The sequence below is a fragment of the Geobacillus kaustophilus genome (assembly GCF_000948285.1).
Lineage (GTDB): Bacteria > Bacillota > Bacilli > Bacillales > Anoxybacillaceae > Geobacillus > Geobacillus thermoleovorans_A.
In genome coordinates this window covers 2,931,835-2,955,290 of sequence record NZ_JYBP01000003.1, presented here as the reverse complement: position 1 = coordinate 2,955,290, position 23,456 = coordinate 2,931,835, and the positions used below count along the sequence as shown (strand labels likewise).

The 23,456-nt window shown below is 53.5% G+C and carries 22 protein-coding genes and 1 pseudogene; 20 read left to right on the top strand and 3 right to left on the bottom strand.

The genetic code is table 11. The annotated features are described in order from the left end of the window. Positions 1-539: 539 nt before the first annotated feature. A pseudogene (locus LG52_RS15300) lies at positions 540-1,417 on the top strand (IS982 family transposase). 351 nt (positions 1,418-1,768) lie between these two features. Then, positions 1,769-2,185 carry a hypothetical protein gene (locus LG52_RS15290; protein ID WP_044732578.1) on the top strand — a complete coding sequence of 139 codons (417 nt, stop codon included), beginning with the start codon at positions 1,769-1,771 and terminating at the stop codon, positions 2,183-2,185. Positions 2,186-2,880: 695 nt separating this feature from the next. Here the strand turns inward: LG52_RS15290 and LG52_RS15280 are convergent. After that, the gene (locus LG52_RS15280) at positions 2,881-3,309 is read right to left on the bottom strand and encodes a DUF6114 domain-containing protein (protein ID WP_044732576.1); all 429 of its coding nucleotides are present in this window, start codon (positions 3,307-3,309) and stop codon (positions 2,881-2,883) included. 17 nt (positions 3,310-3,326) lie between these two features. Then, the gene (locus tag LG52_RS15275) at positions 3,327-3,917 is read right to left on the bottom strand and encodes a DUF6230 family protein (RefSeq protein WP_044732575.1); all 591 of its coding nucleotides are present in this window, start codon (positions 3,915-3,917) and stop codon (positions 3,327-3,329) included. Positions 3,918-4,147: 230 nt separating this feature from the next. Here LG52_RS15275 and LG52_RS15270 point away from each other — a divergent pair, with 230 nt between their 5' ends. The 4 genes from LG52_RS15270 (at position 4,148) to LG52_RS15255 (ending at position 8,856) form a co-directional block, all read left to right on the top strand. Further along, positions 4,148-5,323: a helix-turn-helix domain-containing protein gene (locus LG52_RS15270; RefSeq protein ID WP_044733311.1), complete on the top strand. Its 1,176-nt coding sequence runs from the start codon at positions 4,148-4,150 to the stop codon at positions 5,321-5,323. A gap of 115 nt (positions 5,324-5,438) precedes the next feature. Further along, the gene (locus LG52_RS15265) at positions 5,439-6,809 is read left to right on the top strand and encodes a PepSY-associated TM helix domain-containing protein (RefSeq protein ID WP_044732574.1); all 1,371 of its coding nucleotides are present in this window, start codon (positions 5,439-5,441) and stop codon (positions 6,807-6,809) included. Between the two features lie 889 nt (positions 6,810-7,698). Then, a complete protein-coding gene (locus tag LG52_RS15260; protein ID WP_044732573.1) occupies positions 7,699-7,935 on the top strand; it encodes a YuzF family protein in 237 nt (78 codons plus the stop codon). Positions 7,936-7,956: 21 nt separating this feature from the next. Continuing rightward, positions 7,957-8,856: a manganese catalase family protein gene (locus tag LG52_RS15255; RefSeq protein WP_044732572.1), complete on the top strand. Its 900-nt coding sequence runs from the start codon at positions 7,957-7,959 to the stop codon at positions 8,854-8,856. Positions 8,857-8,981: 125 nt separating this feature from the next. Here the strand turns inward: LG52_RS15255 and LG52_RS15250 are convergent, their stop codons facing one another. After that, positions 8,982-9,896, bottom strand: a complete 915-nt coding sequence (locus LG52_RS15250) for a LysR family transcriptional regulator (protein ID WP_044732571.1) — start codon at positions 9,894-9,896, stop codon at positions 8,982-8,984. A 149-nt stretch (positions 9,897-10,045) separates the two neighbouring features. Here LG52_RS15250 and hpaB point away from each other — a divergent pair, with 149 nt between their 5' ends. The 14 genes from hpaB (at position 10,046) to LG52_RS15180 (ending at position 23,441) form a co-directional block, all read left to right on the top strand. After that, positions 10,046-11,524: a 4-hydroxyphenylacetate 3-monooxygenase, oxygenase component gene (gene hpaB / locus LG52_RS15245; protein ID WP_044732570.1), complete on the top strand. Its 1,479-nt coding sequence runs from the start codon at positions 10,046-10,048 to the stop codon at positions 11,522-11,524. Positions 11,525-11,807: 283 nt separating this feature from the next. After that, entirely contained in the window at positions 11,808-12,791 is a 984-nt protein-coding gene (hpaD, locus tag LG52_RS15240; protein ID WP_044732569.1) for a 3,4-dihydroxyphenylacetate 2,3-dioxygenase, read from the top strand. A gap of 132 nt (positions 12,792-12,923) precedes the next feature. Then, positions 12,924-13,850 carry a 2,4-dihydroxyhept-2-ene-1,7-dioic acid aldolase gene (hpaI, locus tag LG52_RS15235; RefSeq protein WP_044732568.1) on the top strand — a complete coding sequence of 309 codons (927 nt, stop codon included), beginning with the start codon at positions 12,924-12,926 and terminating at the stop codon, positions 13,848-13,850. 38 nt (positions 13,851-13,888) lie between these two features. Beyond that, positions 13,889-14,671 (top strand): fumarylacetoacetate hydrolase family protein, encoded by a 783-nt coding sequence (locus tag LG52_RS15230; protein ID WP_044732567.1) that lies wholly within the window; start codon positions 13,889-13,891, stop codon positions 14,669-14,671. Next, the gene (locus LG52_RS15225; RefSeq protein ID WP_044732566.1) at positions 14,668-15,405 is read left to right on the top strand and encodes a fumarylacetoacetate hydrolase family protein; all 738 of its coding nucleotides are present in this window, start codon (positions 14,668-14,670) and stop codon (positions 15,403-15,405) included. Before LG52_RS15230 ends, LG52_RS15225 begins: the two co-directional genes overlap by 4 nt. Before the next feature lie 17 nt (positions 15,406-15,422). After that, entirely contained in the window at positions 15,423-15,809 is a 387-nt protein-coding gene (locus LG52_RS15220; protein ID WP_044732565.1) for a 5-carboxymethyl-2-hydroxymuconate Delta-isomerase, read from the top strand. Positions 15,810-15,825: 16 nt separating this feature from the next. After that, complete coding sequence (gene hpaE, locus LG52_RS15215) at positions 15,826-17,337, top strand: 5-carboxymethyl-2-hydroxymuconate semialdehyde dehydrogenase (protein WP_044732564.1); 1,512 nt, start codon at positions 15,826-15,828, stop codon at positions 17,335-17,337. Positions 17,338-17,376: 39 nt separating this feature from the next. Then, positions 17,377-18,024 (top strand): GntR family transcriptional regulator, encoded by a 648-nt coding sequence (locus LG52_RS15210; RefSeq protein ID WP_044732563.1) that lies wholly within the window; start codon positions 17,377-17,379, stop codon positions 18,022-18,024. A 78-nt stretch (positions 18,025-18,102) separates the two neighbouring features. Further along, positions 18,103-19,275 carry an ABC transporter substrate-binding protein gene (locus tag LG52_RS15205; RefSeq protein ID WP_044732562.1) on the top strand — a complete coding sequence of 391 codons (1,173 nt, stop codon included), beginning with the start codon at positions 18,103-18,105 and terminating at the stop codon, positions 19,273-19,275. A 61-nt stretch (positions 19,276-19,336) separates the two neighbouring features. Next, a complete protein-coding gene (locus LG52_RS15200) occupies positions 19,337-20,218 on the top strand; it encodes a branched-chain amino acid ABC transporter permease (RefSeq protein ID WP_044732561.1) in 882 nt (293 codons plus the stop codon). A gap of 13 nt (positions 20,219-20,231) precedes the next feature. Beyond that, positions 20,232-21,293, top strand: coding sequence for a branched-chain amino acid ABC transporter permease (locus LG52_RS15195; protein ID WP_044732560.1), 1,062 nt, complete (start codon positions 20,232-20,234; stop codon positions 21,291-21,293). Beyond that, complete coding sequence (locus tag LG52_RS15190; protein WP_044732559.1) at positions 21,290-22,060, top strand: ABC transporter ATP-binding protein; 771 nt, start codon at positions 21,290-21,292, stop codon at positions 22,058-22,060. Before LG52_RS15195 ends, LG52_RS15190 begins: the two co-directional genes overlap by 4 nt. Continuing rightward, the gene (locus LG52_RS15185) at positions 22,060-22,785 is read left to right on the top strand and encodes an ABC transporter ATP-binding protein (protein ID WP_044732558.1); all 726 of its coding nucleotides are present in this window, start codon (positions 22,060-22,062) and stop codon (positions 22,783-22,785) included. The genes LG52_RS15190 and LG52_RS15185 overlap by 1 nt, the downstream gene beginning before the upstream one ends. A 188-nt stretch (positions 22,786-22,973) precedes the next feature. After that, positions 22,974-23,441: a flavin reductase family protein gene (locus LG52_RS15180; RefSeq protein ID WP_044732557.1), complete on the top strand. Its 468-nt coding sequence runs from the start codon at positions 22,974-22,976 to the stop codon at positions 23,439-23,441. Positions 23,442-23,456 lie beyond the last annotated feature (15 nt).

The window sequence follows — 23,456 nt, the reverse complement described above, 5'->3', positions numbered from 1 at the left end:
GCATTGCGCAAGAAATATCGGCCGTATGATGCGGAATAGTTAATGTGGATCCCTGACTTCGGGTGGTGATTTTTCGAAGAGTGGGAAAGAGAAAAGGCGGATCGCTCCGCCTTTTTGCATGGATTTATACACTGAAAATAATTTTGCACGGATTTTGCACACTGAAAAATTCGATGTCACAAAAACCTTGAAATATCAATATTTGATAAAACCCGTGGTGCTATATAGATGCAATTTGAAGTTTTACCATTTGCAGCTTTTATCGACTGTCGGGCGACCGAACAACGCCGCTTCCAGACCCATATATGGGCCTGTGAAGCAGGTGGTCGTTCGGTCCTCCGTCATGCTTTGGCGCGACGGGGCAAGCCTGTGGCTTGCCTTCGACAGTCGAAAATGGACAAATCGCTTTTCCGTCAAGGATATGTTAAACTTCTTAGTTGCATCTATATAGATAAAATCGAGTAAGCATAAAAATAGCCCTTGCCTGCGGATCTCCTGTAGAATGAAAGTGCGACCAAACATTCGAAAGGAGAATCCCCATGCAAGAGCACTTTCATTTTACTACAGATCGAGCCAAGATTCAAAAGCAATATGCCGCCATTTTCTTTTTTGTCTCTGCCCAGCTGTCATCGATTCAGATGCACCTGCAGCGCCGCAACCGCCATTTGGTCAAACAGGAAGACGCTGTGGTCATTGCGATTCATATTTTAGGAAAGTTGCTCGGTTTTACATCCGAACGGGCATGGCATCGCTTTGTCACGGGAAATTTGTTCACAAACGGCTCGTTTCTCGAACGTTCCCGGTACAACCGCCGTTGCCGGGCGCTGCGCTTCGCCATTAAATGGATCCGCCATAGTGAGCAAAACGCGGCCAACATCATGCCTATGCCGTGGTCGACAGCTTGCCGCTCCCGTTGCGCCATACCGCCAGAATGCATCGCGTCAAACGGTTTCAAGAGATCGCCGACATCGGGTATTGCGCTTCCAAAAAGCAATGGTGCTATGGGGTGAAGCTGCACCTTCAAGTGACCGATCAAGGGCTGCCCATGGGCTATGTGGTGACGGAAGCATCCTGCCATGATCGCATCGCCGCTGAAAGCGTGATGACTCAAATTCCTCATCCTTATCACTTCGGGGACAAAGGATTCATCAGCCGTGAGTTGCAAAAAAGGCTGTACGAAGAGTACCAAATGGCGCTTTGGACTCCGTCTCGAAAAAACGAGAAACATTGCTCGTCCGAGGCATGGGAGAAGTGGATCCAACAAAAACGCAACGTGATCGAGACGGTGTTCTCGGTTCTGGTTGACCAATACCGGATCACAGAGATTCGAGCGAATTCCATGATCGGATTTGAAGCAGCGCTCGACGGCATATTGTCAGCCTATTCCCTAGTTACACTTGGGCTAGTTGAGTTCTAACTCCCAACTAGCACCATGGGTTATAGGTTGTAATAAAGAATTTCCGATCTCCATGTCCCGTCTTTATCACCTGACAAGCTGGCACGGTGACAAGAAGAGCGAACAATGCCATGTAAAACAAAATTGCAACTTATATAGCAAAGGATATGGAAAAGTGATTGGTAGGATGTCTGCGGACGAGAAAGTTAGGTGGAGACTAGATTATGATCCGAAGAAAGGGATACATATTAACGTTGAAGATTACAGAAATGGGAAAGATCAAGCGATAAAAGTATGCATTCCTTTTAAAGGGGATGAAAAAACATTCGAATCACTTTTGAGGCATATCAATAAATAAAGGGGGGATGAAAAATGACACTATTTGAAGAGTGTGTTCATGCAATAGGCGATGATAGTTTGAGGATTTTATCGAACGAGGAAACTGAAAAATATTTTGATTATTTGTGTACATTATTCCCTATTTCACCTTGGGGAAGGATTGATTGGGAAAATGTGTCGGAAAAGGAAAAAATAACGTATTTATCAGAAATCGTGGACTGGCTGCGACAAAAGGGGATGAATTATAATGATGTGATTGTACTATGGAACTATTCTTATTATCCTGGTATTCAGACAAAATTAGAAAAAGTTCTAAATGCAATCGATGATGTGGTTGCTGTGGGATCAGATACCTTTATCCTTTGTAAAAATGGAGAGTATATAATCGAATTTTTCCATGATGGTGAAGTGACCATAGGTACTCCAGAAAATAAAACGAGAAAAATTTAATCATCTTCTTTGTTGAAAAACTCTCATTTCTAAGTGTACGTGGTAGGAGACATTCGTCGACGATGGTGGCGTGCAAGTTTTTTGAGAATGTGCTGGAAAAATGCGGAGCGCAGCAGAGTAGAGAAGAAGGCGGAGTGATCCGCCTTTTTGCATGGATTTATGCACTGGAGATCATTTTGCACAAATTTTGCACACCAAGGGAATTCAAAGAATCAAGGTTTGGAGGGTGGTGGTTTTACTCCCACCGTCTTCATTTCCAACATCCAAACAGTTCGGATCGAAAATCGCAAAACCGTCGATGCGACCGCAATGGCGGTCGTTTTTATTTTTGTGGGAGCTTAAATGTGGCTTCCATGCCTGGCCATTTCCTTGCAGTGAACCATCGTTGGTTGCCCTATCGCCTGCCGTCCGAAAGGTGCTTCCGTGAATCTCGCACAGCGCGTGTCAGAAGGGAGGCTTAACGATACATAGATGGTGAAAAAATGCATTTCGCTTCCATCGATCTTGCCGAAGAACCGGCCAACTGCGGGTTTCGTTCTCCAGCCTTCTAAGGTGATGATGCATACAGGTATATGTGTGCAGTTTGTCTGCTATGGCTTCCTGATCGCGAAACAAGGGGCTCATAGGGAGGTTCGTGCAAGGAGGGAGAAAAAGAAGGCCGAACGAGTGAGGATTCGCCTCGTCCGGCCTGTTTTTTAGTCAGCCGCCGCAGCGGACGGTTCTTTGTCCGCGGCTGTCTCGCTATGCGCCATCGGCACGTCGGCTTCGGCCCATTGCGGCCGCCAGGAGACGCAAAGCGCCCCGCCGATGATGCCGAGAATCGTGCCGACTAAGAAACCGCCCAAGGCGCCCATAATGGATAAAATCGCGCTGAACATGCCGATGATGCCGAGCAATGTTGACAGACGCGGCATGGTGTACGAGAGAATGGCCATTAACATCACCATGCCGCCAAGGAAAAAACCAGCGAAGACCATGCTTCCAGGGACGAGTGAAATTTCGTACAGCTGCATCGGAATCCATAAAATGACAAGGCTTGACAATAGGAGAAACGTCGCCCCCCAAAACGGGCGCCGTCTGCGCCAGCGCCCGAACGCCTGCCAACAGGAACGAATCGTATTCAATGGTTCTCATCCCTTTGTTAATTCAATTTTTCGAAATAGACTTTCATGCCAGGAAGAGTGACTTTTTGTTGGAATAAGTAAACCGTTTTCAAATCTCCGTTTTCGATCGTAATGTTGTCGGCCCCTTGGGTGAACTCTTTGGCGGCTTTTTCGACCGGATTGCTCACATCGCCGACATAGCTTTCTTTCATCGTCAAGCTGCCGAAGGAGATGTTTCCGTTAATTTGCGTCGCTTTTTGCACGAGCCCGTCGATTGACACTGGCTCGCTGGCTGCAATGATGACGCGGATGCCGAGCGCTGGAAAATCTTTTGAAATCCGAAGGCCTTGAATCGTCGCTTTTTCGATTTCGTTGACAAATACGGGTGTTTGCGGTGCATTTCCAGCTTCTGCGACTCCGCCGTACATTTTAAACCCGGTGCCGTTCATCTTGTCGAACTGAACGGTAAATTCGCCGACTCCACTGATCGGCACGGCATAGGCGACGCCTGTCAGCCCAAAGATAGACAGCAAAGCGCCAAGAAACAAAAACCCTCCCAACAATGCGGCGAGCAATGGCTTTTTCGCCGTGCGCCCCCCAATGATGACCGGTTTTGCTGCCATTTCCATGGCGTTTCTCCTCCCCCTTTTTTTGAATGATAAGCGCTGTAAGCGCTTTAGTAAATCTGTTTAAATTTTATGACAATTATCCGTTCCATTAAATCCCTATGTTTGTCGGATTTTTTAAGTGCTCTTGGACAAACGTGACGGGCAAAAGAAGGAATTGACCGAGCGAATTAAGAAAGTAGATGATCAAAGTAGTCGATAACCAGCGGGGATGCGGGGGGGGGAGGATGGGCATGTCGAAGGAATTAAACGATCATTTGCTTCGTTTGCTGCGGGAGGCGGCGGACATCTTGCATAGGTATGAGGCGGAATTGGATCGGGAATGGAAGCGGATTGGTGAAGCGCTTGGCAAGCGGAATGCGCGGGCCACAGACGTTTTTTCCACCCTGTGCGCATTCGTTCAGCATCGATGGTTGCCGTATGGGGGCGGGCATTCAGCCGATGGGCATTTGGAGCGCATCGCGGCGTTTCATCCGGAGATGATCATCTTTTCTCTGAATTTAATGGAAAATACGGTTCATCAAGTGTTGAAGGCGCATGCCCAAGCGGCCGCTGCGCTGCATCCGGCGGTGCGGTATTTGTTTTTCAAATGGAATGAATGGCTGTTGTATGATATGAATGAACAATCATTCAAAAGCGGCGATCGTTCTCCGTGGAAGAAGGAATCCTTGTGGAAAGATGCCGTCATTTTGTTCAACGAATGGATTTTGCGGGCGCAGACGTTCGAGGAATCGGCAGCGCATATTTGTTTTGGTTTTTCCTATTTTCTCCCCTTCAGCCGGTGCGCTCTGTTTCAATTTGTCAATCAGGAGAGCATGGCCATTGGTCTATACGGACATGGCGTAGACAACGAGCAAATCCAGCGTTTGCGCGTGGAATTGGACAGCATTCCGATGTTGAAAGAAAGCGTGGGGAAATTGAAAGCGGAAGTGCATGAGTTTCGCCATTTTCGCCCGATTTACGTGCCGAGGGCGAGCGAACAGTTTCCAAAGGCATATGTCGAGCCATTCGATTTGGCATCGCTGGTGATCGTTCCGGTGTATGTGCCGACAGAGGGGCGGATGATTGGCGGCGTTGTCCTTGATCGGGGGCCGGGGCGATTTTTCTCCATCGACCGTCGGTTGTTTCCGGCGTTGATGAAATTTGGCCAAAGCGCGGGGGAGCTGCTGCTGAAATGGATCGAGGCGCCCAAAAAAGAAGCGGGAGCGATGGTTGAATCGTTGTCGCCGAGAGAAATCGAGGTGTTGAAGCTGCTCGCGGACGGAGCCTCGACATTGGAAGCGGCCTGTCAGCTTTATTTGAGCGAATTTACGGTGCGCGACTATATTTCGAGCGCTTTAAGGAAGCTTCACGCGAAAAATCGGACGGAAGCGGTGGCGAAAGCGCTGCGTCTTGGGTTGATTGGATGACGAGGCGGACCGGTCTGTCCGGCTGTTTCATTTCACACCATTTTCGCCGATTGCTCACCGTTTGGACACAGTTTTCTCCTATACTTTTTCTGAAAAAACAATAGGGGGGAAAACAGTGGAACAAACGGTGAAGGTGGCGAAAAAACAGCAGCCGATGTATGCGGCGGTATGGAGATGGCATTTCTATGCCGGGATCCTCTTTGCGCCTTTTTTGATCATTTTAGCGTTGAGCGGCGCCGTCTATTTGTTCAAGCCGCAAATCGAATCGGCTCTGTACGGCCATTTGTACGAGGTGGACAAGCTCGGGGAAAAGAAGCTGCCTCTCGTCGAGCTGACGGAACGGGTCAAAGAGAAATATCCGCATCATGCCATCGTCTCCGTGACGCTTGAGAACGAAGCAAATCGAACCGTGAAAGTCGGGATGATGGACAAAGGAGAAATGGTGTTCGCTTTTGTCAATCCGTATACCGGGGAGGTGCAGGGGACGCTGCGCGCGGATGAGAATTGGACGGAAATCGCGAAAAAAGTCCACAGCGAGCTGCTGATTGGCGGAACGGCGGCCAACCGTTTTGTGGAGCTGGCGGCTTGCTGGGGATTCATTTTGCTTGCCACAGGCCTGTACCTCTGGTGGCCGCGGCAGTCATTCTCGGTGTTCGGGACGTTTTGGCCGCGCTGGCGGGCGAAAAAACGGTTGGCTTGGCGCGATTGGCATGCAGTGACAGGCATATGGCTGAGCATCGGCATCCTGTTGCTCATTGTGACGGGGATGCCGTGGACAGGGGTCATGGGGGAGGTCATCAACCGCGTGGCGACGGCGACAAACACCGGTTATCCGCCGTTTGCGTTCAGCTTCGGACCGAAGCCGGAATCGAAAGTGGCCACCAAAGATGTGGCGCAAGACGTGCCATGGGCGGCCGAACAACTGCCTGTGCCTTCTGTTCGCGTGCGCAAGGCGGCTTCGTTGTCGCTCGATGAGGTGTATCGGATTGCGGAGGCGAAAAAGGTGAAAAAGCCGTTTACGATTTCGCTGCCGCTAGGGCCGAAAGGGGTGTTTACCGTTGCGACATCGAAGACGAAGCCGTGGGATAACGCCACTTTGCATATTGACCAATATTCGGGCCGGGTGCTGAGCGATGTCCGCTTTTCCGACTATGGCGCATTGGCCAAAGCGATTACGATTGGCATTGCGTTTCATGAAGGACGGTTGTTTGGGCTTTTGAACCAGCTGCTTAACCTTGCGATTTGCCTCGGTCTCGTCTTTTTAGGCGTCAGCGGCTTTGTCATGTGGCGCAAGCGCAAGCCGAAAGATGGGCTCGGGGCGCCCGCGCGCATCAAAGATCAGCAAGCGGTGAAAACGGTGTGGGGCGGCATGATCGTTGCCGGGATTGTGATGCCGTTGTTTGGATTGTCATTGATTGTGATTTGGTTGTTTGATCGTTTCGTTGTGCAAAAGATGCCCAAAGTCCGCCGTTTTTTGGCGGCATGAACCGTTCGTTCGCGGACGAGCAATTGTTTAGCAGGAAATAAGGCAATGATCAAAACCGCTTTTCTCTTTGCGCATGAACCATTGATGCAAGGGAAACGACTGATGTTCACCGCCTTTCTATATAAATGCACATTGAAGTGTTAACATTTTTCGACTGTCGGGCGACCGAACAACACCGCTCCCAGACAAATGAATTTGTCTGGGAGGCGGGTGGTTGTTCGGTTCTCTGTCACGCGAAAGCGTGACGCAGGCAAGCCAAAGGCTTGCCTTCGACAGTCAAAAATGGACAAGCCGCTTTTCCGTCAAGGATATGTTAAACGCTTTCGTTGCATCTATATAGAAGGCTGGTGATGGAATGAAAAAGGCGGCTCATCCTAATTATTTTTTTCAATTAGAGAAGCCTTGTCAGATCTGTCCCCTTTTCTGATCAATTGCCGTCGGTTCGAGCAAACAAACGAGTTTTTCATCCGCCTTCTAGAAGGCTGGTGAAAAAACAATGGATTTGCTCGATTTGTGAGAAGTTTCAAGGAATGGAGTTACAGTGCTTCAAAGTTTTTCAATTTGAGAAACACTGTTGAAGAACCATCTTTCCCCTTAAATCACCGGCCTTCTAGGGCTTGAAGTATTATGAAACGGGGGCTGACCCAAAAACGTCATTCTTCTCAAACGAAATACAACATATTGCGCATGATTCATTGTTTCGCGGCGATATATGGTGATGAGCAAGGGTGTCCCGATCCTTTTGGGACACCCCCTGCTATTCGTTCAGCAGGGGAAGACGAAAGGAAGAAGCAACGGAGTTGACGCATTTCGGTGTCATGTTCTGCATGGGGAGGCATATGTATAAAAAGGGAATTTTCTTCAGCGCATCAAAAGGGAGGAAATGAGAATGAACCAGCCCTACGCGTCCCATGTTTCGTCGCCGCAGCTCATTGCCCTGGTTGACCCGTATGTGTACCACGCTTTCCAAGGCTTGAACGGCAAAGAAGTCGTGGTGGAAACAGTCCGCGGTTCGATCCAAGGAACAGTGAGGGATGTGAAGCCAGACCATCTTGTCATCTCGGCGCATCAGGCGGTTTATTATATCCGCTTGGCGCAAGTCGTTTCTGTTCGCCTCGGCAATTAATTGCAAAGGAGGAAAAGAGCGGTGGTATTTCAGCGGATCGACCGGCTGGCGATCGAATTGCCGAAGCCGAAGTACGCGGACCCCAATGCAGCTGCGGCCGTGCAGGAGCTGCTTGGCGGCCGTTTTGGCGAAATGTCGACGTTAAACAATTATTTGTTCCAGTCATTCAATTTTCGGCAAAAAAAGAAGCTGCGTCCGTTTTACGAGTTGGTGGCGAGCATCACCGCTGAAGAGTTTGGCCATGTCGAGCTCGTGTCCAATGCGATCAACCTTTGCTTGACCGGTTCCACTCATCCCGGGGATCCGGACACAGCGCCGATGAAGGAGGCGAAAGACAAGCGCAATACGCATCATTTTATCGCGACGGCGCAGACGGCGTTTCCCGGCGATTCGATGGGGAAGGCGTGGACGGGGGAGTACGTGTTCAACAGCGGCAACTTGATTTTGGATTTGCTTCATAACTTCTTCCTTGAGTGCGGAGCGCGCACTCATAAAATGCGCGTCTATGAAATGACCGACCATCCTACGGCCCGCGAGATGATCGGCTACTTGCTTGTGCGCGGGGGCGTCCATATTTTGGCGTATGCCAAGGCGTTGGAAGTCGCGACGGGCGTTGATGTGACGAAACTGCTGCCGATCCCGAAGTTGGATAACCGTGTGTTCGACGAGGCGAGAAAGTATGAGGACCAAGGCGTCCACCGCCGACTTTACACATTCAGCGGCCAGTATTACAAAGAAATCGCCCGCATTTGGCAAGGAACCCATCCAAGCGATGGCCAGCCGCTTGAGGTGATCGAAGGAGCTCCCCAAGGGGGGGCGATCCCAGATTTGGACGAAGTGCCGGAAGAATTCGCCCCCGGGATTTCGGCCGAAGATTTTTTCGCAATCGCCAAGCGGCTGCAGCGGTCGGCAGGGTTGTGAGGAGGCGCCCAACGGCGCCTGATTTTTTTGGAAAGGTCGTCATTGAACAAAAAGTGCGGCGCAACGAAGAGATGATGCCAATGTTGGTTTTTCCCTTCACTTGAGCGTCCGCCATTGGCGAATCGCTATCTTTCTTCATGTTGGCCGCCGGCGGCGCGGGCCGCAACGGTTTGGAGCACGTCGAGGAAGCGGCGGGCGCTTTTCGGCAAATACCGTTGCGGGTCGAGGATGGCGGCGGCTTCCGCTGTCATAGAAGAGTCGACGATCTCGAGTACGCGGATGCCGGGGAGGCGAAACAAGGCCACGGTGGATTGCGGCACAATGGCGGCTCCGAGGCCTTGGGCGACAAGGGAAAGCAAGATGGTCGCATCCGGGCATTCGCATAGGACGTTCGGTTCAAATCCATGGCGGCGGCATTCCTCGATGACCCGCTCGTACTGTCCGGCGCCGTGCACCCGGTGGAGAAGGAGAAGCGGCCAATCCGCAAAATCACGCATGTATAGCGCGGTTCGTCCGGTTTTCCATTGCGCCGGCAATACGCCGACATAGCGTTCGCCGTTCAGGCGGATGACGTCGTAATCAGCCGAGTCGACCGGCAGGCGGACGATGCCGATGTCAATGTGCCGTTCTTGAAGGAGCTGGCAAATGGAAAACGTATCCCCTTCACGGAGATGAAAAGTCACGTTCGGAACTTGTTCATGGAATCGACGAATGGCTTGAGCCAAATAGTAAAAGCACGATTTGACGCAGCCGATCGACAGCGTTCCCGCCGCTCCCGCTTCGATTTCTTTGATTTCCGCTACGGCGTCATCAAGCTGGCGCAGCAGCTGCTTCGCCTTTTCATAAAATGCTTTGCCTGGTGCGGTGAGCTCCATTTTTTTCACCTTGCGGTCAAACAACGGAACACCGAGCTCTTCTTCAAGCTGCTTCAGCTGCTGGCTGAGCGGCGGCTGGGCGATATGAAGCTTTTGCGCCGCTTTGGTGATTTGCCCTTCTTCCGCAATGGTGACGAAATATTTCAGCTGTTTCACATCGATCATGGCCATGTTCCCTCTCTATATCTTTTTCGTATAGGATCGTTCATCATTTTTGTATTTTTCATATATGAAATGATATGTTATATTAATTTTGAACATTCTGAATAAAAGCGCTTCCTTGTCTATTATACATGAAAACGGAGGGAATGAAAATGCCGGCCAAAACGGGGCAACAGTATATGGAGCGGCTCAAGCGGGCGAAAAGCAGCGTGTACATCCATGGGGAAAAAGTCGAGGATGTCACTGCACATCCGGCGTTTTGCAACGTCGTCCGTTCGATGGCGGCGCTTTACGACCGGCAATATGAAAAGCCGGACAAAATGTTGTATCGGTCGCCGACAACCGGGCAGCCCGTCGGCATGACGTTCATTCAGCCGACCACGATTGAAGAGCTCATCGCCCGCCGCGAGGCGACGCAAGAATGGGCGCGTATGTCGGCGGGGATGATGGGGCGCTCGCCGGATTACTTAAACGCGGAAGTCATGGCCATGGGCGTCGCCAATGATCTGTTTGCTGAAGATGATCCGATGTTTGCTGAAAATGCCAAAAACTACTATGAGTACGCGCGGGAAAACGACATCAGCTTGACGCACACGCTCATCCATCCGCAAATGAACCGCGCCAAGGCGCTTCACGAACAAAACGATGCCGATGTGCCGCTCCATTTGGTGGAACGGCGAAAAGACGGGATCATCGTCAGCGGCATCCGCCTGTTGGCTACGCAAGGCGGGATTACCGACGAAATTTTAGTGTTTCCATCGACCGTGAAAAAATCGACAGCCGGTGAAGACCCGTACGCGCTCGCCTTTGCGATTCCGAACAATACGCCGGGCGTGAAGTTCATTTGCCGCGAGGCGTTTGACTACGGGCGGAGCGCGTGGGATCATCCGCTCGCGTCCCGCTTTGAAGAGGGCGATGCGATCGTGTCGTTTGAAAACGTGTTTGTGCCGTGGGAGCGCGTGTTTGTGTGCGGCAATTCGTCGATTTGCAACCGGACGTTCCGTGAGACGAACGCGGTCATTCATATGTCTCATCAAGTCGTGGCGAAAAACATTGTGAAAACGGAGTTTTTGCTCGGCGTCACGCTCTGTCTCATCGAAGCGATCGCCATCGGCGAGTTTCAGCATGTGAAAGACAAAGGGGCGGAAATCATGCTCGTCCTCGAGACGATGAAAAGCCATTTGTACCGGGCGGAGCACAATGCGAAGCGAGACCGCTGGGGAACGATGACGCCGGATTTTGCCGCGCTCGATGCCGCGCGCAACTGGTATCCGCGCATTTATCCGCGGCTTTCGGAGATCATCCGCATTTTAGGAGCATCGGGGTTGATGGCCATCCCGACCGAAGCCGATTTCCACAACGAAGAAATTGGCGATATCGTCCGCCGGGCGATGCAAGGGGCGACCATTGACGGCTATGAGCGCGTCCAGCTGTTCCGGCTCGCTTGGGATCTCACGATGAGCGCGTTCGGCGCCCGGCAGACGCATTATGAATATTACTTTTTCGGCGATCCGGTTCGGATGGGGATGGCGTATTTTGACGGCTATGAAAAAGAGCCGTATAAACAGTTCGTGCGCGAATTTCTGCGCGGCGCCAAAAGCGTGTTCATTCCTTCTGACAACAAGCATTGACCGTTCATTCGGACGCTGGCAAACACGAGCGGGCGTTGGAATGGTTGAGGAGCAAGGAGGATCGCCCGCTGCGGCGTTTCCCAAGGTTGCCGCGGATCGAAAAAAGGCAAGCATAGCGGCGCGCGAGCCGGCTGATCGGGGCATGCTGCGAGATGTTTGAAACGAAGGGATTTGGCGAGCAGCTCAGGAAGGCTTTGTTCCATGTTCGCCAGCAGAAAAAGGAGTCTTTCTGTCGGTTGCCTGACTCTGGAGGAAGGAATGTTGCGAAAGGGGGAAGAGAGCGATGACATTTTCCATTATTCGCTGCGCCCGCGCGGTGCTGCATGTGACCGATTTGGCCGCCGCCCGCGATTTTTACGAACGGGTGCTTGGATTTGTCGTGACGGAAGCGGATGAAAGCCATCTGTATTTGCGGGGGCTTGAAGAATATCACCACCATAGCCTGCTGTTGAAAAAGGCGCCCCGCCCCGCGGTGGAGGCGCTTGGCTACAAAGTCGGCTCCGAGCAGGAATTGGAAGCGCTTTATGAATGGTTTGCGGCGCAAACGCTGCAGCCGAAATGGCTGGAAGACGGGAGCCAGCGCGCCGTCGGAAGGGCGTTTCGCGTGCAAGATCCGTCCGGGCTGCCGCTTGAGTTTTTCACCCATATGGAGAAAACGGAGCGGCTTTTGCAGCGGTATGACTTGTACCGCGGCGCCCGCGTGCAGCGCATCGATCATTTCAACTGCGCGGTGACGGACGTTCAAAGTGCGTACGATTTTTATGTCCAAGGCTTGGGCTTTGCCTGCTCAGAGTATACAGAAACCGAGGATGGAAAACTTTGGGCGGCATGGCTGCACCGGAAGCAAAACGTCCACGATTTGGCGCTGATGAATGGAAAAGGGCCGCGCCTTCACCATATCGGTTTTTGGCTTCCGGATCCGCTCAGCCTGATCCATGCGTGCGATGTGCTGGCGGCCGCCGGATATGCGCCGAACATTGAACGCGGGCCGGGCCGCCACGGATTGTCGAACGCCTTCTTTGTCTATTTGCGCGACCCGGATGGCCACCGAATTGAGCTGTATAACGGCGATTATTTGACGAGCGACCCCGATTTTGCGCCGATCCGCTGGGATTTGGACGATCCGCGCCGGCAAACGTTTTGGGGGCATGCAGCGCCGGACAGCTGGTTTGAAGAGGCGTCCGTCGTTCTTGACATTCACAGCGGCCAGCCCATCGAGCCGAACGAACCGACATTGGCGAAGCGGAAACCGACTTTCCTGATTTAGAAAAGGGCCGCAGCCTTCTGCTGGCGGTTTTTGGGGCTATGATTATATATGATTTTATCGTTGATTTCATATATTATAATGTGTACAATATAAATAAGATTCAGAAAAATAAAGTCAATAGGGGGCAAGGGGATGGCATACCGCGAGGCGAAAGAACGGCTGCGCGGCTCGATCGCGCCGGTCGTCACGCCGTTTGATGAGGAAGGAAACGTGGATTTTGCGGTGCTGGCTGCGCTCATCGACTGGCATATTGAAAGCGGCACGCACGGCATTTCTGTCACGGGGACGTCGGGAGAGCCGAGCTCGCTGACGCTTGAAGAGCGAAAACAAGTGATGGAGGCGGCGAAAAAAGCAGTGGCGGGGCGGGTGCCGTTCGTGCCGGGGACGGGGTCGACGAACCATGCGGAAACGATCGAGCTGACCAAATTTGCGCAAGAGATTGGGGCCGATGCCGCCATGGTCATCGTCCCGTATTACAACCGTCCGTCCCAGGCGGCGTTGTATAAACATTTTAAGGCGGTGGCCGAGTCGGTCGACATCCCGATCATCGTCTACAACATCCCGGGGCGGACGGCGGTCAATTTGGAAGTGAAGACGTTAGCGCGGCTGGCTGAGGATTGTCCGAACATTATCGGGGTGAAAGAGTCAAATAAAGATTTTGAACATGTCAACCGGGTGTTGTGGCATTGCGGGCGCGATTTCCTTCTTTTTTCCGGCATCGAGCTATTGTGCTATCCGATGCTTTCGATCGGCGGCGCCGGGTCGATCAGCGCGACGGCGAACGTCGTGCCGGATAAAGTGGCCGAGCTGCACGACGCCTGGTTCGAAGGCGACATCAAGCGGGCGCAGGATCTTCATTTTGAGCTGATGGAGCTCAATGATGTGCTGTTCATTGAAACGAATCCGGGCCCGGTCAAGGCGGCGCTCGGGATGATGGGAAAAATCACCCCGAAGCTCCGGCTGCCGCTCGATTTGCCAAGCGAAGAGCATCAGCAGCAAATCCGCCGCACGCTCGTCAAATACGGGCTGCTGGCCGAGGAACCGCAGAAAACGGCATAAAGGCGGGTCGTGCGACGGGAAGATGAGGAGGAGAAGCGATGGCGAATGTGCGCTTGCGCCTGGCCGGCATGCGGCAAGCGCTTGAAGCAACGGCCGATCCGCGCGGTGGGACGGTGTTGATTGGAGGGCGCTCCCGCCGCGTCGATGAATGGGAATGGGACGCGCCCATTGACGGAGCGATGTACGGGGTGGCGCTGAATGATCGGAAGGAGTGGGAAGCGCTGTCAAATGAGATGCACGCCCCGCCGTATGAAAAGCCGCCCGAAGGCCCGGTGCTGTATATGAAGCCGGCCAACACGATCAACGCGCACCGGCGGTCGGTGCTTCTGCCCAGCGGGATAAAGCGGCTTCGGGCGGCTCCGGCGCTCGGGCTGGTGATCGGCCAGACGGCGGCGCGCGTGCGGCGCGAGCAGGCGCTTGATTTTGTATTCGGCTATACGATCGTCAATGATCTCTCGATTCCACACAAGCAGCGCTATCGCCCGGCGGTGAAGGAGCAGGCGCGCGACGGCTTTGCCCCCGTCGGCCCGTGGATCGTGCAGAAAGAGGAAGCGCCGCCGCTCTCCTCGCTCACCACGCGCGTATACGTCAACGGGCGCCTTGTTCAGCAGGCCGACCCAAGCCGTTTCCGCCAGCCGGTGGAACAATGGCTGGCCGATGTAACCGCGTTTATGACCCTGTACCCGGGCGATGTGCTGTTTTTCAGCTGGCCGGCTGATGCACCGCTCGTTGCGGCGGGAGATGTGGTGCGCATTGAAATCGAAGGGATCGGGGTGTTGGAAAATGTGATCGCCCCGGAACAAGGAGACGATGAGCGATGAAGCGGGCGCGCGTCGCTTGGAACGGAACCGTGATCGAAGCCGAGCCGCTTGACGGTGGCCGGATCCGCCTGCTGGACGGAACAATCGTCAACGAACGTGAGGTGATGTGGCTTCCTCCGGTGGAGCCGGGCACGATCATCGCGCTTGGATTGAATTATGCTGATCATGCCGGCGAGCTGTCGTTTTCCGCGCCGAAAGAGCCGCTTTTGTTTTTCAAAGGGAAAAACACGCTCGTCGGCCATCGCGGTCAAACCGTTCGCCCCGATGGCGTGAACATGATGCATTACGAATGCGAACTGGCGGTGGTGATCGGCCGCCCCGCCCGCCGGGTGAAAGCGGAACAGGCGTACGACTACATTTTCGGGTACACGATCGCGAACGATTATGCCGTTCGCGACTACTTGGAAAATTACTATCGGCCGAATTTCCGCGTCAAAAACCGCGACCGGGCGACGCCGCTCGGCCCATGGATCGTCAGCCATGAGGAAGTCGGCGATCCGATGGCGCTCCGGCTGCGGACGTATGTCAATGGGGCGGTTGTGCAGGAAGGATATACGGGCGATATGATCTTTTCGATTCCGTATTTGCTTGAGTACATCACCGAATTTATGACGCTCGCGCCTGGCGACGTCATTTTGACCGGCACGCCGAAAGGGGCGGTCAATGTCCGGCCCGACGATGAGGTCGTGGCGGAAATCGAGCGCATCGGGAGGCTAGTGAATTACATCGTCTAGCCAAAGGAGGGGGAATCATGCCGCACTTTATTGTCGAATACACGGACAATCTCGGTGAAGAGGCCGACATTCGCGGCTTGCTGGAAAAAGTCCACCGCGTGCTGATCGAGCGGCGCGATTGGTTTCCAATCGGCGGCATTCGCTCGCGCGCCGTTCGGCTCAGCGAATATTATGTGGCCGACGGCGCGGAAGATGACGCGTTCGTGCACGCGACGCTGAAAATCGCCGCCGGGCGTCCGGAGGAAGTCAAAAAAGCCGTCGGCGATGAACTGTTTGCGGTCATGAAAGATCATTTCGCCCCGCTGCTTGCGAAACGCTATTTGGCGCTGTCGCTTGAGCTGTATGAATTCAGCGGGGCAGGGACGTACAAGCACAACAACATTCATGCGCGCTATCGGACATAGCGGGAGGAGGAGACGAATGGCGAAGCAGCCGAACGTGCTTCATTATATCAACGGACAGTTTGTCGAAAGCGCGGCTGGCGCGTATTTTCGCAACATTAATCCGTTTACGAACGAACCGATCAACGAAGTGGCCGAGGGGCGGAAGGAAGACATCGACGCGGCGGTCCGGGCGGCGAAAGAGGCGTTTGATCATGGCCCGTGGCGGACGATGCCGGTGGAGCGGCGGCTTCGTTATCTGTTCCGCATCGCGGAGTTGATCGAACAGCAGGCGGACGACATCGCCTATTTAGAGGCGCTTGACACCGGCATTCCGATCAGCCAGGCGAAAAAACAGGCCGCCCGCGCGGCGGAAAACTTCCGTTTTTATGCGGAAATGGTGAAAACGCGCCTTGTCGGCGAAGCGTACCATGTGAATGGGCAGTTTGTAAACTATACCGTTTATAAACCAGTCGGCGTGGCGGGGCTCATCACGCCATGGAACACGCCGTTTATGCTCGAGACATGGAAAGTCGCTCCAGCGCTGGCGACCGGCAACACCGTCGTGTTGAAGCCGGCCGAATGGTCGCCGTTGACGGCGAATAAGCTCGCGGAAATCATCGATGAAGCCGAGCTGCCTGCCGGCGTGTTCAACGTTGTGCACGGCTTTGGCGAAACGGCGGGCGCGGCGTTGGTCGCCCATCCGGATGTGCGCCTCATTTCGTTTACCGGTGAAACGACGACCGGCATGGAAATCATCCGCAACAGCGCTGCGACGTTGAAAAAAACATCGATGGAGCTCGGCGGCAAGTCGCCGCTCCTCGTGTTCGCCGATGCGGATCTCGACCGGGCGCTCGACGCGGCGGTTTGGGGGGTGTTTTCATTAAATGGCGAGCGGTGCACGGCCAATTCGCGGCTCTTGCTTGAGCAATCGATTTACGACGAATTTGTCACCCGGCTCAAAGAGCGCGTCGACCGCATCGTCATCGGCGATCCAATGAATCCAGCGACCGAGCTTGGCCCGCTCATTCACCGCGCTCACTGGGAGCGGGTGAACCGCTATATTGAGATTGCCAAGCAGGAAGGGGCGGACGTCTATGCCCCCAGCGTTCCGAAAGGGCTGGAAAACGGCAACTTTGTGCCGCCGACATTGCTGCTTAACTGCCGTAACGATATGAAAGTGGCGCAGGAAGAAATTTTCGGCCCGGTCATGGCCGTGATGTCCTTTGTGGATGAAGAAGACGCCATTCGGCTGGCGAATGATGTCAAGTACGGATTGGCAGCATATGTCTGGACGAGCGATATAAAGCGCGGCCACCGCGTCGCTCAAGCGATCGAAAGCGGGATGGCGTGGGTCAACTCGCCGAACGTCCGCGATTTGCGCATCCCGTTTGGCGGGACGAAATACAGCGGCATCGGCCGCGAAGGCGGGCATTACAGCTTTGATTTCTATACGGAAGTGCAAGTCGTCCACGTCGCGGTCGGCGATCCGCCGATCCCCGCGTTCGGCAAGGGGGAGAAACGGACCGCCTTGTCTGCCGAACAGGCATAACGACTAGTCAATGTATATGATCTGGTATATGATAAACGTATGGAAACGAAAGCGAAAAACAAAACCCAATTGGCTTATGAGTATATTCTTTCCCGCATTGAAAACGGCGTCTACGGGCCGGGATACCGAGTCGTCATCGACCAAATCGCCCGCGAGCTTGGGTTAAGCAGCATCCCGGTGCGCGAAGCGATCCGTCAGCTTGAGGCAGAAGGATTAGTCGAGTTTAAGCCGTATGCAGGCGCTGTCGTCAGCACCATTAACGAGAAAGAATATGTAGAAACGTTATCCGTGTTGGCTGTCTTAGAAGGCTATGCGACTGCGCTTGGCTCCACCAATTTAACGAAGGAGGCGATCGACGAGCTTGAGCAGTTGAACGAACGAATGGAGCGGGCGCTTGAAGAGCTGGAGCTTGAACGGTTCAGCGAGCTGAACTACGAGTTTCATTCCTTGATTTACGCCCACTGCGGCAATGCATATCTCGAGGAGCAAATCAAGCAAATTTGGCAGCGGATGAAGCGCATCCGCGTGTACGGATTCACGTTTGTCCCGCAGCGGGCAAAAGCCTCGATCGAAGAGCATCGAGAGATCATCCGCCTGCTGCGGGAACAGGCGCCGCCGCATGAAATTGAGCAATACGTCCGGCAACATAAAATAAACACCGCCGAAGCGTTTAAGCGGCGGCGCTGATCTTCTTCCGCCGGGTGAAGGCCTGGCGGAAGAACAACCATTTGAAAGCGCTGTCAATATAAAAGGGGGGACAAAATAATGAAAAAGAGAATGTCTCTGTTCATGGCGGCATTGCTGTTCCTTTTCCTTGCCGCCTGTGGAAAGACATCGACATCTGGGAATGGAGAGGATGAGATCAAAGTCGGCGCCATTTTCTCCGCCTCAGGCGGGGCGGCCCCGCTTGGCAAACCGGAGATGGAGACGGTCAAAATGCTCGTTGAGCAATGGAACAAGCAAGGCGGCATTGAAGGGAAAAAGATCAAACTGATCGCCTACGACGACAAATCCAATCAGAATGAAGCGGTATTATCCACGAAAAAACTCATCGAACAAGACAACGTGACGGCCATCATCGGCGGCACGATCAGCGGCAACTCCTTAGCCATGATTCCACTCATTGAAAAAGCAGGCATTCCGTACATTTCCCTCGCCGCAAGCAAACAAATCGTCAATCCAAGCGATGGATCCCCGCGTCATTGGACATTTAAAACCGCTCAAGGGGACAATATCGTCATTCAGAAGCTGCTTGGTTTTTTAAAAGAGAAAGGATGGACGAACGTCGCCTGGCTGAATGTCACCAACGCCTACGGAACGAGCGGACATGAAGAGTTTGCGCATTATGCTCCGGAATATGGCGTAAAGGCCGTCATCGAAGAGGAGTTTGAAGCGACGGTCGATGATGCGAAAGCCATGTTGACAAGAGTGAAAAAAGCGAATCCGCAAGCCATTATCGTTTGGGGAACGGCGCAAGAATCGGCGGTCGTAACAAAAAATATCCGTCAGTTGGGCATTGATGTGCCGATTGTTGAAAGCCACGGCATTGGCACGAAAAGCTTTATCGACTTGGCCGGGGAGGCAGCCAACGGCGTATTGTTCCCTGCCGGACGCATTTTGGTGGCGGAGCAGCTTCCAGACAGCGATCCGCAAAAAGAAACGCTGCTCAAATACAAGGAACAGTTTGAAAAAGCGTACAGCTATGCTCCGACGACGTTTGGCGGACATGCGTGGGATGCGTTCCATTTGTTGGTCAATGCGATCAAAGAGGGCGGCGCTGATAAAGAGAAAATACGGTCGGCTCTGGAGAATACAAGAAAATTTATCGGCATTTCGGGCGTCTTCCATATGTCGAAAGACGACCATACGGGGCTTGATGCCGACAGTTTGGTGATGGTGCAAATTCAAGACGGGAAGTTTGTGCTTGCCGAGCAGTAAAAAGGGAATTAGACCGCTAATTCCCTTTTGTTTCACTTAACTGCTGAAGGAGCGATGGGAAATGGAGGCGTGGAGCCAGTTTGTCCAGCTGTTGTTTTCCGGGCTGACGATTGGCAGCATTTATGCGCTCGTGGCGCTCGGGTTTGTCATTACGTACAGCGTGACCGGCATTTTGAACTTGGCCCAAGGCGATTTCGCCATGTTGGGCGCGCTGCTGTGCATGACGTTTGTCAACAGCGGTGTGCCGTTTGCGTTCGCGATTGGGCTAAGCATTATGGCGGTGATGGCCGTCGGCGGGCTGTTTGAACGTCTGGCCATTCAGCCGGCGCGCCGTTCGTCTGTCGCCGTGCTCATTATTATCACAATCGGCGTTTCGTTTGTGTTTCGGGGGATTGCTTTGCTCGTTTGGGGGACTGACCCTTATGCGTTGCGCCCGTTTACCGGAAATGAGGCGCTGCGCATGTTTGGCGCGGTCATCCAATGGCAAAGCGTTTGGGCGATTGCCATCTCGGTCGTCAGTTTCATTGCGTTGCATGTATTCTTTAATCGGACATATCTCGGCAAAGCAGTGAGCGCTTGTGTCATCAATCCGTTTGCCGCTCGGTTGATGGGGATTGACATCCGCAAAATGTCGCTTGGCGCGATTGCCGTCAGCGCCGGTCTGGGGGCGCTCGCGGGAATCGTCATCGCCCCGATCTCCGGAGCCTCGTATGATATGGGGATGATGATTGGGCTGAAGGCTTTCATCGCCGCCGTTGTCGGGGGATTGACGAACGCCCCGGCTGCGATCGCCGGTGCGTTTCTCGTCGGGCTGCTTGAATCATTTGCGGAAGGATACTTGTCCTCGGGATACAAAGAAGCGATCAGTTTCGGTCTGCTATTGCTTGTGCTGTTTTTCATGCCGAACGGGCTGTTCGCCAAGATGACCGGAAAGCGGGTATAAGGGGGGCGGATGGATGGAGCACGGTCAACGAATGGCGGATGGGCGGAAACGGTGGCTTTGGCTTGTCGGCGCAGCCGTCTGGCTCGGTCTCCCTTGGCTTGTCTTCGGCAATAATTATGTGTTAAGCACGCTCATTCTCATCGGGCTCTATGCGCTCGTGAGCACGGGGATGACGCTGTTGATGGGGTATGCAGGCCAAATTTCGCTCGGCCAGGCAGCGTTTTATGGCATCGGCGCCTATGCGTCCGCCTATTTGACGGCGCACGCAGACTGGCCGTCCTGGCTGGCGTTGGCTGCCGGCGCGGCCCTGGCTGCGTTGGTGGCGTTGGTTGTCGGCATTCCGGTTTTTCGGCTGCGCGAACATTATTTGGCGTTGGCGACGTTAGGATTTGGCGTCATTATGTTTACGTTTTTTAAAGAATGGAAAGGAATTACGGGAGGATTGAATGGATTTTTCGGCATCCCTCCGATTCATATCGCCGGGATCTCGTTGCAAAGCGATCTCCAGTTTTACTACCTCGTTTTGTTGTTTGTCCTTGCCGGGCTATGGTTTGCCCATAATATCGTCCGCTCCCGGGTCGGAAGAGCGCTGCGGGCGATTCACGGAAGCGAGGTGGCCGCAAGCTCGCTTGGGGTGAACATTACGAAATACAAGCTGCAAATTTTTATGCTCAGCGCTGTTTACGCCTCGGTTGCCGGGAGCTTATACGCCCATTACGTCACGTTTATTAATCCGGACTTATTCGGCATCGTCCCGTCGATTTACTTTTTGATTATGGTGGTGATCGGCGGATCGTCCCATGTGTGGGGCGGACTCGTCGGCGCGGCTGTCTATGTCTGCTTAGGAGAATGGCTGAAAGCCGTTGTCCCGCTGCTCATTCCTCATGCTGGCGGCGAGTTCGAAATTGTCTTTTTTGGCTTGTTGCTCGTGGTGATGTTGATTTACATGCCGAACGGACTTTCGGGTGTCCTGTCCAAGGGAATGAAGCGGCTTTTGGAAACAGGCCGGCGTCAAAAGAGGGAGGCTGCAGTCGACAGCCGCCAAGCTGGTTCGATTGGAGGTGGGCAAGGATGAACGAGGCGCTGCTTGAAGTGGAGCAATTGTCCAAGTCATTTGGCGGCGTTCAGGCGGTGCAAGATGTCTCGTTTGGCGTTGCTAAAGGAGAGATTGTTGCGGTGATTGGACCGAACGGGGCAGGCAAAACCACCTTGTTCAATATGATCAGCGGCATTATTCCGCCGACTAGTGGTCTCGTTCGCTTCCAAGGAGCTGTAGTCACTGGAAAAAAGCCGCACGAGCTGGCGATGCTGGGAATGACAAGGACGTTTCAAAACTTGCAGCTGTTTTCCGATATGACGGTGCTGGAAAACGTGATGGTCGGATTTCATTCACGGTTGAAGAGCGGAATCGTCAGCGCCGGCTTTCGGCTGCCGCGTGCGGTGAAAGAAGAGAACGAGGCGCGGGAACAGGTGTTTTCCTGCCTCGAGCAGGTCGGTTTGGCTCATCTTCCATGGGAGCGGGCAGGCACACTGCCGTATGGAACGCAGCGGCTTGTGGAAATCGCCCGGGCGGCTGTGTCTCGTCCTTCGCTCATTTTGCTTGACGAGCCGATGGCCGGGCTGAACCCGCAAGAATCAAAGCGGCTCGTCGATGTGCTGCTGGCGATGAGAGAGCAAGGATTTACCTTTTTGTTTGTTGAGCATGATATGGAAACAGTCATGTCGATCGCCGACCGGATCATTGTCCTTGATTACGGCAAAAAAATAGCGGAAGGGACGCCGGGAGAGATCGCGCGGCACCCGGACGTCATCAAGGCGTATTTAGGAGAGGAGGCGGTCTGATGCTCACGCTTCGCAATGTCCATGTCTACCACGGCCATTTGCACGTGTTAAAAGGGGTCAGTTTGCAAGTGGGCGAAGGAAAAATCGTTGCTGTTGTCGGCGCCAACGGGGCGGGCAAAAGCACGTTGCTCGGCACGATTGCCGGCGTGTACGCCCCAAAGGAAGGGGAGATTCTTTTTGAACATGAACTGCTTCCATACGGAAAGGTGGAGCAAATGGTTGAAAAAGGAATTTGCCTTGTTCCGGAGAGGCGGCAAATTTTTGACAGCCTGTCGGTGAAGGATAATTTGCTGCTTGGAGCCTATCGACGACACCGCCGCAACGGACAGGAAGTGAAGCGCGACTATGAGCGGGTGCTCGAGCTGTTCCCGAAACTGCAAACGATGCTCGACCGTCCGGGAGGACTATTAAGCGGCGGCGAGCAGCAAATGCTGGCGATCGCCCGCGGGCTGATGGCGAGACCAAAGCTGCTTTTGCTCGATGAACCATCGTTAGGGCTGGCGCCGCTCGTTGTGAAAGAAATCATGGAACTGCTGACACAGCTCTGCGACCAATTTCACACGGCCATTATTCTTGTTGAGCAAAACGTGCGTGCCGCGCTGCAGACAGCGGATGAGGCGTATGTGCTGGAGCGGGGAAGCATCGTGGTGCACGGGAAGGCCGCCGAGCTGCTCGCTGATGAACGGGTGGCAGAGGCGTACCTTGGAGCGGCGGGCCGTCGATGACAGCCGTATATCGTTGTTTCTTTCCTCTATTTCTGCTATGATGGGGATAGATTTGGCTTGCATTCTGGCATAAATAGAGGCGAAATGCCGGAGAAGCGCAAAACCTCAAGTTAAAGAAAGAAAGCCTCTGCACGCCAGCTGCAGAGGCAGGGCGGCTGATGACGAAAAGGGAAGGATGGGAGAACCGTATGGATGATCGTACATTTCGCAGAGCCATGGGAAAATTTGCGACCGGTGTGACGGTCGTGACGACCGAATTTCAAGGGGAAGCGAAAGGAATGACGGCGAACGCCTTTATGTCCGTTTCGCTCGATCCGAAGCTTGTCGTCGTCTCCATTGGACATAAAGCGCGAATGCATGACATCGTCAAGCAAACGGGGAAATTTGCCGTCAACATTTTGCGTCGCGATCAAGAGGACTTGTCGCGCTTGTTTGCCGGCCAGTTGAAAGAAGAGCGCTCCGTTTCGTTTGAGTGGGTGAACGGCCATCCGATTTTGCCGGAGGTGTTGGCGAATATTTTATGCAACGTCCACAGCTCGTACGTGGCCGGCGATCATACGTTGTATTTTGGCGAAGTGACCGACATTTTCATGAAAGACGAACCGGGCGACCCGCTTTTGTTTTTCGAAGGACAATACCGAAGCATCGAACAGTAAGCGTCTCTGGATCAG